Here is a 10875-nt window from a genome sequence, read left to right on the forward strand (position 1 = left end):
GCTGTGCCCCTCCTGCTTTCCCTATGGTACCACAGCTTCGCCTACCGTATAATAAGCGTAGGATTCGCACTGAAGAAAGCGGTGCAACGATGCGGTATCTCGCATTGATAGCCGGAGTGCTGCTGGCGCTGTGGGGCGCGCCGCTACACGCGCAGAGCAACGCGCTCTATTTTGTCGCCACCGGCCAACGGCTCGACGATACCTACGGGTTTCTCAGCGTCTGGCGGGCGAGCGAAGGGCCGCTCACGCTTGGCCAGCCGATCAGCGCCCCCTTCCGCGACGGCGAGTTGACGGTGCAATATTTCGAGCGCGGCAGGCTGGAACTGCATCCGGCCCATAACAACGCTGTGCTGCGCGGAAGGGTTGGCGCCGAGTACGCCGCCGCGTTGGGCCGGTCGTTCCCGCTCCCAACCTCCGCCGCGCGCGAATCCCCCACGCGCCGCTTCTTCGCCGAGACCGGCTACACCCTTGGGCCGCCCTTCCTTGCCTTTTGGGAAGCGCATGGCGCAATCGATGTCTTTGGCCTGCCGATCAGCGAACCACGCTGGGAATACGTTGGCGGCGCGTTGCGGCAAGTGCAATACTTTGAACGGGCCCGGCTCGAAGTCGATCCGCGACCCGCTGATCCGGCCAACGCGGTGCGGATCAGCGACCTTGGCCGCGATCTGGCCCGCCTGCGCGGAATCGATCTGAGCCCGGTCGCCGCTGGCAATGCGCTACCGGTTGATGCCAACGGCCAACCCCAAGCGGCGCCGCCGGCGCCACCCCCAACCGCCGCACCTACCCCGGCGCCGGCAGCGAAACCACCGGCACCCAAGCCTGCCCAACCGGTCATCCGCTCGACCGGCGACAAGCTGATCATCGTCGATCTAAGCGACCAATGGCTCTACGCGCTCGACGGTGACCGCATCATCTTCGACGCGCCCGTCTCAACCGGACGCGATGGCTTTAACACGCCGGTCGGCTCGTTCAGCATCTACGCCAAAGTGCGCGAACAAACCATGCGCGGCTGCGCTGGCGGCGAATGCTGGGTCGTCCCCCGCGTCCCCCATGCAATGTACATCGTCGGCGGCGTCGCACTGCACGGCACCTACTGGCACAACCAGTTTGGCACCGGTGTGCGCCGCAGCCACGGCTGCATCAACCTGCCGCTCAAAGCGGCGGCATGGCTCTACGAATGGGCGCCGGTGGGGACGCCGGTAGTGGTGCGGCGGTAGAAACATTTGCCCCTCTCCCGCCGTGCGAGAGAGGGGGGTTGAATAGCCACAAAAAGCCACAAAAGGCACAAAACTCTGAGGTTGCTGGTTCGTTGTGGTTATTCCCCACACCGCGTTGCGCGCTCTGCGGAACCGGCGCTACAGCGGCTTGGCGTTTGTTCCCGCTGCGGCTTCGGGTTGGCCCCCACCCCTTGCCCCTCCCCCGCTGGGGGAGGGGAGTTGCCCTCACCCCCGGCTTCCCCTCCTACCTGACGGCGGGAGAGGGGGAGCCGCTGCGCGCTGGCGCAGCCAATCGCTTGATCGAACACGATGATCGCCCTTCGCCCGCAGCACGGTCGAGGGGCCAAGGGTGAGGGCTATTCCACCACGATGGTCATCATCGTCTGCCACGAACCCACATTGCCGGCGTTATCGAGCGGCTTTACCCGCAACCAGTACGTACCGGGAGCCAACGGCGGCGCCGTCACGCTTGGCTCGGTCACAAACCACTCGCTCTCACCCGCTGGATCGGGACCAAGATAGAGCCGGTAGCCGGACACTCCCGACAGCGGGTCGCTCGCCGCGGGCCACACCAGCGTGATTGCTTGCTCGCGGGCCAGCGTCAGCGTTTGCGGCGTCGCTACCAATACCGGCGGCGAAATGTCGTAACCGACCGGCCCGTAGCTGGCCAATGTCTGCCGGCCATCAGGCCCCCACGCCCGCACGTAGAGCGTATGCCAGCCCTCACCCATATCAGCTAGGCGGGCATAGCCGTCGTAAGCGCCGGGGAACATCGGAGTATCAGCCGGCGGCTCAGCATTCCAAGCTTGGCTGAGGCCACCACCACCCCACGCCACGCTAAAATCGATCTGGTGATCGACGTTATACCACCCGGACGGCAGTGCTGCGCTGGTAAACGTCACCGCCGGATCTTGCAGTGACATCGCCGTCAACACCTTGCCTCCGTGCTGATTGCAGCCACCGATTTCTGGCAAATCGTAGCCCTCGGCAAACTTCAGCGGCAGCGACTGGCGACTGCTCCAGCCATTCGCGCCGGCAGTATAGGCCATAAAGTGCAGATGGGGAATACCGGGCGAACCACGATCACCCGCATACCCCAGCACATCGCCGGCTGCGAACGCATAACCGCGCTCGGTCGTCACCGGACGGCTGAGATGGGTATACATCGTAAAGAAGTTATTGCCGTGGGAAAGGATAATCGTGCCGCTGCGCGCCTCCCAGTGCCAAAGCGTACCGGAGGCAGCCGCCCGAATCGGAGCGTTGTAGGTCGGGCCATTCACTTGGGCCAAATCGAGCGCGTAGCGATCCCAGCCAGTATGGGTGCCACAAGCGTATCCCTGAATAATTCGCCATGGTTCGCCGGGGGGAGTGGGGAGGACGAGGGTGGGAGCGGCGGCGACAGGCACTGGTCGAGCGACGAGCGAGAGCATTACGGCGAACAGCCAGCCGAGCGCGAACAGAGCGCGACGGCGGCGCGTCGAATGCGTCACCATGCAAATGTTCCCTCCGGGCGTTGCCACACACGGGGCCAACGCCATTCAACACGGAATCACGTCGTCGCACCGCAGTGCGACGATGGAACAGGACGAACATGGTCCTGTCGCGGAGCGCTGTGTCATATACAACAAGGTATATGACAAATATTGCCAGTATCATCGTCGATATGGCACGTCGGCAAGATACCATGAGTCGGCGATATGGTCAAACGGAGGGAAGGATTGCCACAAAAATGCACAAAAAGCGCAAGATAAGCGAGGTTTTGACTATTGTAACGGGGTACGCGCCCTTCTGTCATGGTGCAGGGGCACACCCTTCTGTCATTACGAGGGAACGGCGGTACCCGGCGCAGCCGGGCGCCGCCCGACCGAAGCAAGCTCCCCCTTTGGCGGAACCACCCTGCGCAGGCATCCCTCCCGCCCTCGCGGGGGATTGCTTCGCCGCCTACGGCGGCTCGCAATGACATTGGGAAAGTGGCGCGAGGCGCACCCCTCTGTCATTGCGAGGGAGCGGCGGTACCCGGCGCAGCCGGGCGCCGCCCGACCGAAGCAATCTCCCGCTTTGGCGGCATAGATGCCTGAGCGCACATCTTCCGCTCTCGCGGGGGATTGCTTCGCCGCCTACGGCGGCTCGCAATGACATTGGGAAAGTGGCGCGAGGCGCACCCCTCTGTCATTGCGAGGGAGCGGCGGTACGATACATCTTCAAACCAACCGCCCTAGCCGTGGTACAATGCGGGTAAGATCGTGACCAGCAAAACGCGCATCACGCACCTATGTCGCCCACCACCCAATCCATCCTCATCGTCGGCGCTGCCGACACCGGGAGAGCGCCGATCGCTGCGGCCCTGCTACGCCGGATGGCGCAGGCCCGCGGCTACTCGTGGCAGATCGCCTCGGCTGGCGTTGTCGGTCACGATGACGACCCGTTGCAACCAGCGGCGCGCGATGCGCTGGCGGTGCTTGGCCTTGTACTTGAAGACCACATCGCTCGCTCGCTGACCAATGAGCTGGCGGCGGCAGCCAACGTGCTGATTGCCGTCGATAGCGGGATTGCCCGCGTACTGCGCAGTCGCTACCCGCAAGCGACGATCGCTTCACTCGGTGAATTGGCCGGACGGGCGCGAGATATTCCTGACCCCGCCGGGATGCAGGTCGGCGCGTGGCTACAATACAGTCGCGAAATGGAACAGTTGCTGCGCGAGGGGTTTGCCCGCATTGTCGCTCTGCTCAGCGGCGAAACTGCACCGGCGCCGCCGCAACCGGCAGCAGCGCCGCCAGCCCCACCGGAACCGCCTGCTGAACGGCAAGCGATCTGTGCCCGCGCCATTCGCCTGCTCGACGCGATCCAGGCGATGCCCGACGTGATCGACTGGCCGGCAGCGCGTGGCCGCATCCAAACCACACTGGCCGAACTCATACCGCTGGCAGCCGCACCCACTGACCTGATCGCGCTGTATGTCGAAGCGATCAATCTTTGGCTCGCGCGCCAGACCACTGTCCCTGCCGCTGACCGGCTCGAACGCCTGCGCGCCGCGATCGAACGCGCTCACCAGCCGGTTGGGCAGGCCGAGGTAGCGGAGGTTATGCGGTGGGTGGATTGATCCTGCGTACACAGCCGCAGGGCTGTGCGGCTCCAGAATGATGCGCTGCGTGAATGATTCTTACTATCCCGTAATGACGGTTTCAAACGCCACCTGCAACCGGCTAGACGGCTGCGCGAGCACATTCAACTTCTCAAACCCGATCACGCGCCCATTGCGATCCTTCATCAGGATCACTTCATCACCGGTCTCTTCGCAAATATATTCATCTTGCGGCTCGCCAAACCAGACGGTCAGGGTATTACCGGCCTGATCATAGAAAACCTTTACGTTGGCCATTGCTGAATCTCCCGTTTGCTGGTTTGCATGGTACACCGTGCAATGATAGCGGCTGGTTGGTTGCAATATATCATGTGGAGCCGCACAGCCGTGCGGCTCTACTGGGGTCATTACACGATGTTACATCACCCCGCCAACCCGCCAATCACGGCCCACCCTACCACCACCGCCCATGGCGGCGCCCGCCATACGTGCAGCGCCGCAAATGCGCTCAACGCCAACGCCACATCTACCGGCCCGCGAATGGCGCTGGTGATGACCGGCTGGTACAACGCCGCCAGCAAGATTCCCACCACCGCTGCATTGATCCCCGCCAGCGCCGCCTGCGCTGCCGGCTGCGCGCGCAATGCGGCCCAGAACGGCAAGGCGGCCCACACCAGCAAAAACGACGGCAAAAAGATCGCAACCAGCGCCAGCGTGCCGCCAAGCCACCCGCCGGGAGGCGCTGCCGCCACCGCGCCAAGGTAGGCGCTGAAGGTGAACAACGGCCCCGGCACCGCTTGCGCCGCGCCATAGCCGGCAATGAAGGTGTCGGCGTTCATCAAGCCTGCACCGACCGTTACCGTTTCGAGCAAGGGCAACACGACGTGTCCGCCGCCGAACACTAACGACCCGCTGCGCACCATGCCGGCCAGTAACGTCAACGTCGCATCATTGCTCAGCGTTGCTAGCAGCGAGCCGCCGAGCAGCACGGCAAAGAGGGCCGCGAAGCCAATCCCGGCGCGCGGCGTGATCGGCGAGGGGAAGATCGCCCCATTGGTGCTGGCAACCTTCAGCAACCGCCACCCGGCCAACCCGCCTAGCCCGATCACCAGCAGTTGCACCAGCGCGTCCGGCCAGATCAGCAAGATGATCGCCGCCGCAATCGCAAGGGTGGCGCGCAGCCGATCCGGGCACAGGCGCTGGGCCATCTGCCAGACCGCCTGCGCGACCACCGCCACCACTACCACCTTGAGGCCACGCAACCACCCGCTGGCCGGATCGCCCAATACCGTCACGCCATACGCCACGCCGATCATGAGTAACGCTGACGGCAGCGTAAAGCCGAGCCACGCCGCCAACCCGCCCAGAAAACCGGCCCGGATCGTCCCAATCGCAATTCCCACTTGGCTGCTGGCCGGGCCGGGCAAAAATTGGCAGAGCGCGATCAGATCGGCGTAGGCCGCTTCATCCAGCCACCGCCGCCGCTCGACAAACTCGGTGCGAAAATAGCCCAAATGCGCCACCGGCCCGCCGAACGAGGTCAATCCCAAGCGCAAAAACACCAAAAATATCGTCAGCGGCGACATCATATCCCATCCCGGTCTCGATACCACTTACACACCGCGCGCAACGGGCAACCGTCATGGCGATCCAAAAAACTATTGCGGCCCGGCTGGCGTGAATAGACCCGCCGCGCCGGCGGGCCATCGCAGCGGGGCCGCACCAAACAATAACGCACGGCCAACTCGTTCAACTGAGCATGGAAATCGGCCAGCAACACCGGATCAGCCGGCAGTTCGCCGGCAATCGCCTGTTGCACCTGCGCATAGCTCACCCGCTCCCACGCCAGCCGCTCTGGCGCGACGCGGGCAAAGATCCGGCGGGTGTAGGCATCAACCACAAACAGCGGATGCTGCCCGGCGTAGAGCAAAATCACATCCGCCGTCTCTGGCCCGATCCGCGGCAACTGCAACAACTCGGCCCGCAGTGTCACCGTCGGGCGGCTCAGCATCGTCGCCAGATCGCCGTACCTTTCCTGAATGGCGCGGGCCAGCGCGATCAAACCGCTCGCCTTTTGCCGGTAAAACGCGCAAGGGTAAATCAACGCCGCCAACTGCCCGGCCTCTGCCTCTGCCAGCGCCGCCAGATCAAGCAAACCGGCGGCGTGCATACGCATCACCGCCGCTTCCACCGTCTCCCAGCGCGTCTGCTGCACCAGTACCGCGCCGATGACCATCTCAAGCTGAGGGTTATCACTCACGATCGGCCACCATGGACTCGTCGCTTGGGGGCCGTGCAACGGGCCAAAGTGGGCAACCAGCCGGTGGTAGATATCGATGATGTGCAGGCTGTCAGAGTTGGTTTGGCTCATCATAACGCAAAAAACGCAAAGACGCGAAGAGAACGCGAACTGAACCCTCAAATCTCTTCCCGTCTTTGCGTTGAAGTGCTTACACCGTGGGCATTGCGCCTTGCACCGCTACCGGCATATACATGTCGCGCAGGTAGTCGGCCAGCATCCGGCGCGTGCTAAAGATTGGCGCTACCGTCGCAACCGCCTCTTTGCAAATCTGCACCCACTCCACCGGAATGCCGTTGGCGTCACGGTTGTCGTAATAGCGCGGCACAATCTCGTGCTCCAGCAAGTGGTAGAGCGACATGGCATCGTTCCAATCCTGCTCTTCCTGATTGGCATACTCGCGCTCTTCGCCAATCGCCCACCCATTGCGCCCGTTGTACGCTTCCGGCCACCAGCCATCGAGCACCGAACAGTTCGGCGCGCCGTTTAAGCTCGCCTTCATCCCGCTGGTACCGCTGGCTTCATACGGCCGGCGCGGATTGTTGAGCCAGACATCGACCCCCTGCACCAACGCCCGCCCGACGGCAATATCGTACTCTTCAAGAAAGATGATCCGGCCAGCCAACCCCGGTTGCATCGCCAACCGGTAGACATCTTGAATGAACTGCTTGCCGGGGTCGTCGCGGGGATGGGCCTTGCCAGAAAAGATAATCTGCACTGGCTTGCCCGGCCGGTTGAGAATGGCCTTCAGCCGCTCAATATCTTTAAAGAGCAGCGTCGCCCGCTTATATGTTGCAAACCGGCGGGCAAAACCGATGGTGAGAATGTTCTCTTCGAGCACCGGCCAGACCGGCGCCGGAATGCCGAGCCGCATGTAGTGTTGTTGCAGGCGCTGGCGGCTGAACGCAATCAGATCGCTCTTGAGCTTTTGGCGGGTGCGCCAGAAGGTCTCGTCCGGAATCTGGTACACCTTCCGCCAGAGCTGCGGGTCGTCAAGGTTGTCTTCCCAATTCTTGCCAAGGTACGAATTGTAGAGCGTGCGCATTTCCGGCGCTAACCACGTTGCTGTATGCACGCCATTGGTAATCGACGTAATCGGCACTTCGTCTTGGGTACGGCCGGGGTAGAGCCATTGCCACATCCCGCGCGCCACGTGACCGTGCAGCTTGCTCACACCATTGTGGTAAGCCGAAAAGCGCAGCGCCAGCGCCGTCATGGCAAAGGTCGGCCCCCAGTGCTGCTCTTGCAGGGCCAGATTCATAAACTCATCGCGGGTGAGGTTAAGCTGCGGCCAGAAGCTCCAGAAGAACTTCTCGATCATCGGCAGCGGAAAGGCGTCGTTGCCCGCCGGCACCGGCGTGTGGGTAGTAAAGACGCAGTGGGCCTTGACCTGCTCCATCGCCTCTTCAAAGCTATAGCCCTGCGCGACCAGCTCGCGGCACAGCTCAAGCACGAGGAAGGCCGAGTGGCCTTCGTTCATGTGCCAGACGGTCGGCTTGTAGCCGAGCCGGCGCAGCGCGCGCACGCCGCCAATCCCCAACACCAGCTCTTGCGAGATGCGCATCTCTTGGTCGCCGCCGTACAGCCGCGCCGACAGTTCGCGATCTTGCGGACTGTTCGGGTGGATGTCGGTATCCATCAACAGCAGCTCGGTGCGACCCACCTGAAACTTGTAAACCTTAGCGTAGATCGTGCGACCGGGCAGCTCGACTTCAACGACCACCTCGCGACCTTCGGGATCGAGCGCGGGCAACGCTGGCACATCGGCAAAGTTGAGCTTGTTGTACTCGGCGTGTTGCCAACCGCTCTGGTCAAGCCGCTGCCGGAAGTACCCTTGCGGGTAGATGAAGCCAACGCCGACCAGCGGAATCCCCATATCGCTGGCTTCTTTGATGTGATCGCCCGACAAGATGCCCAAACCGCCCGAATAGATCGGCAAACTCTCGTGCAAGCCAAACTCGGCGCTAAAGTACGCGATCAGCGTGTCTTTCGATTCAGGGTAATGCTTGCTAAACCACGTCTTCTTGGCGCTCATGTAGCTGTCAAAACTCTTGAGCACCGCGTCATACCGCTTCAAATAGGCCGGATCGTTCGCCGCCGCTTCTAGCTTGCGCTGGCGCACGTCACGCAGAAACTCAACCGGATTGTGATACACCAACTCCCATAATTCCGGGTCGATCGAGCGATACAAGTCTTGCGCTTCGGGATGCCACGTCCACCAGAGATTGTAGGCAAGCTCACGGAGCCGAGCAATCCGTTCCGGACAGGGCGTGAACAGGATCTCGTGTTCAAACCGTAGCATGGTTTCCTCACATCATCATCTGATGCTAACCGCCGGCGATACCGGCATGATAACAGGAATCTTGCGTGCAACCGCCACTCATGATCGCATGCGAATTCGAGCGTAGCAAACGGCGGCTTGCCTGCATTGTAGCCGCTGACGGCGAATTTGTCCACTATGCAACTAATTTTCTCGCTGGCCCGGCTCGATCCGTGTCTCATGCACTCCACTTACTGCTATAATAGCCGCGGAACACACCAAGTACCTTGCACCGGCTCAACACATGGCATGAACCATCTGCTCACCAGCCACTGGTCGATCGAGCTAGCGAGCGACCAGCCCACGGCCCAGTTTGCCGCTCACGAGTTGCGCCGCGCCCTCCAGCGCATGGGGGGGCCGGTGTTGCCAATCACTGCTGCTGCCGCCGGTCCACGCATTGCGTTGCGCCACGGCCCCGCCGGCGATGGCTTTGTGCGCATGGCCGATGAGCGCGGGCTGGTGCTGATCGGCGAAGGGCCGCGCGGCTTGCTCTATGCAGTCTATAGCTTGCTGGAAGCGTTGGGATGGCGTTGGGCCGGCCCCGGCCCGGCAGATGAGCATGTGCCGCGCTGGACCCAGATTCGCTTGCCTGCCGCAACGGTCGCCGAGCAGCCGGCATTCGCCCGCCGCGGCTTGGTGATCGGGCACGACCTCTTTCTCGCGCAGGCCGAAGCGTGGATCGCGTGGGCGGGGCGGGCGCGGCTCAACACCATCTTCATCCATACCATCGGCCCCAGCGGGATGCCGCTTGGCGCCTGCCGCTGGCGCTACTGGCAGCAACGCCGCTCCCGGCTGTGGCCGCTGATCGCCGAACGCGGCTTGCGGCTCGAAATCGGCGGCCACCATCTGCGCGACGCCGTGCCGCGCCGGCTCTTTCGCCAGCAACCCGATCTCTTCCGCCACGACGGTCGCCGGCGGGTGGCCAATGGCAACCCTTGCCCGACCAACCCGGCCACGCAAGCCTTGGTGCGCGATTGGGCGCGCAGGTTGTTCGCCGCCGAACCCAACGCGAGCGTGTATCACCTCTGGCCGGAAGACCGGCTCGGCGGCGGGTGGTGCGCCTGCCCGCACTGCCGCTCCTTATCGCCCTCTGACCAGTCGCTGCTCCTTGCCAATACAATGGCGGCTGTCTTAGCCGAACACAACCCCGCGGCCCGCATTGCCTACCTCGCCTACCACGACACCTTCGCCCCGCCGCAGCACATCGCGCCGGCAGCTAATGTCGAGGTGGTGATTGCGCCGCGCCAACGCTCGTATGCCACCGGCATCGGCGACTCCGCCAACCCGGTCAACGGGCCGCTGGCCGGACAGATCGCCGCCTTGCGCGCTGCCTTCCCCGCCGGCGCCAGCGTGTTTGAATACTACCTTGACGGGATTTTGTTCAAATCGGCCTTGCCGCCGCTCGGCCCAACCATCGCCGCCGACCTGCGCGCCTACCACGAATGGGGACTTGACGGCGTTCACGTCCTGCTGACCGGCGACCGGCCATGGTTAGCGGTTGGCCCCAACCCGCACAGCTTTGCGGCGCTGGCGTGGCACTCGCAACGCGACCCCACGGCGCTGCGCGGCGCATACGTCGCCACCCGCGCCCTCGCCACGGCGGCGCTGCTCGACACGGCCTACGCCGCGCTCGAGACGGCGTGGCGGCATGCCCTCGCTATCACGCCCGCCGACCTGCGCCAGCAACACGACGGCCACCGGCGCGATCCGGTCACACACCCGCCGCGCGACATCCTCGACGGCTATGACGCGCCGCCGCCCCACTGCGAACAGCGCCTAGCAGCGCTGCACGAAGCGCTGGATGCGCTGCCCGCCGGGGAAGCGGCGCTGGCTGCCGCGCAACACACCGCCGTCGCCGAGCAAGCCGCGCTTGCCGCCGACGCCGCCGAATGGTCAGCGAGCGCGCTGCTGCTCCGCTTTTTCGCCGCCCGCCAAGAAGCGGCGGTCCTGCAAACCC

At 63.6% G+C, this 10875-nt stretch carries 8 protein-coding genes; 3 read left to right on the forward strand and 5 right to left on the reverse strand.

Annotation, left to right across the window (positions count from 1 at the left end; all coding sequences use genetic code 11):
* Positions 1 to 89 precede the first annotated feature (89 nt).
* Positions 90 to 1217, forward strand: coding sequence for a L,D-transpeptidase (locus A6A03_RS07290; protein ID WP_066785634.1), 1128 nt, complete (start codon positions 90 to 92; stop codon positions 1215 to 1217).
* Between the two features lie 356 nt (positions 1218 to 1573).
* Here A6A03_RS07290 and A6A03_RS07295 read toward each other — a convergent pair whose 3' ends face one another.
* Positions 1574 to 2710, reverse strand: coding sequence for a M23 family metallopeptidase (locus A6A03_RS07295; protein WP_066785637.1), 1137 nt, complete (start codon positions 2708 to 2710; stop codon positions 1574 to 1576).
* Positions 2711 to 3489: 779 nt separating this feature from the next.
* On the opposite strand from A6A03_RS07295, the gene A6A03_RS07300 reads away from it, so the two are divergent.
* Entirely contained in the window at positions 3490 to 4317 is an 828-nt protein-coding gene (locus tag A6A03_RS07300) for an arsenate-mycothiol transferase ArsC (protein ID WP_066785640.1), read from the forward strand.
* A gap of 63 nt (positions 4318 to 4380) precedes the next feature.
* Here the strand turns inward: A6A03_RS07300 and A6A03_RS07305 are convergent, their stop codons facing one another.
* The 4 genes from A6A03_RS07305 to glgP all read right to left on the reverse strand — a co-directional run bounded on the left by A6A03_RS07305 (position 4381) and on the right by glgP (position 8900).
* Positions 4381 to 4596, reverse strand: a complete 216-nt coding sequence (locus A6A03_RS07305; RefSeq protein ID WP_066785644.1) for a DUF2283 domain-containing protein — start codon at positions 4594 to 4596, stop codon at positions 4381 to 4383.
* A 125-nt stretch (positions 4597 to 4721) separates the two neighbouring features.
* Positions 4722 to 5888, reverse strand: a complete 1167-nt coding sequence (chrA, locus tag A6A03_RS07310) for a chromate efflux transporter (RefSeq protein WP_066785646.1) — start codon at positions 5886 to 5888, stop codon at positions 4722 to 4724.
* Positions 5885 to 6673, reverse strand: a complete 789-nt coding sequence (locus A6A03_RS07315; protein WP_066785649.1) for an endonuclease III domain-containing protein — start codon at positions 6671 to 6673, stop codon at positions 5885 to 5887. The genes chrA and A6A03_RS07315 overlap by 4 nt, the downstream gene beginning before the upstream one ends.
* Positions 6674 to 6749: 76 nt before the next feature.
* Positions 6750 to 8900 carry an alpha-glucan family phosphorylase gene (glgP, locus tag A6A03_RS07320; RefSeq protein ID WP_066785653.1) on the reverse strand — a complete coding sequence of 717 codons (2151 nt, stop codon included), beginning with the start codon at positions 8898 to 8900 and terminating at the stop codon, positions 6750 to 6752.
* Between the two features lie 267 nt (positions 8901 to 9167).
* On the opposite strand from glgP, the gene A6A03_RS07325 reads away from it, so the two are divergent.
* On the forward strand, positions 9168 to 10875 hold a 1708-nt coding region (locus A6A03_RS07325), incomplete at its 3' end, for a DUF4838 domain-containing protein (RefSeq protein WP_082908937.1).

This window comes from Chloroflexus islandicus, from assembly GCF_001650695.1.
Lineage (GTDB): Bacteria > Chloroflexota > Chloroflexia > Chloroflexales > Chloroflexaceae > Chloroflexus > Chloroflexus islandicus.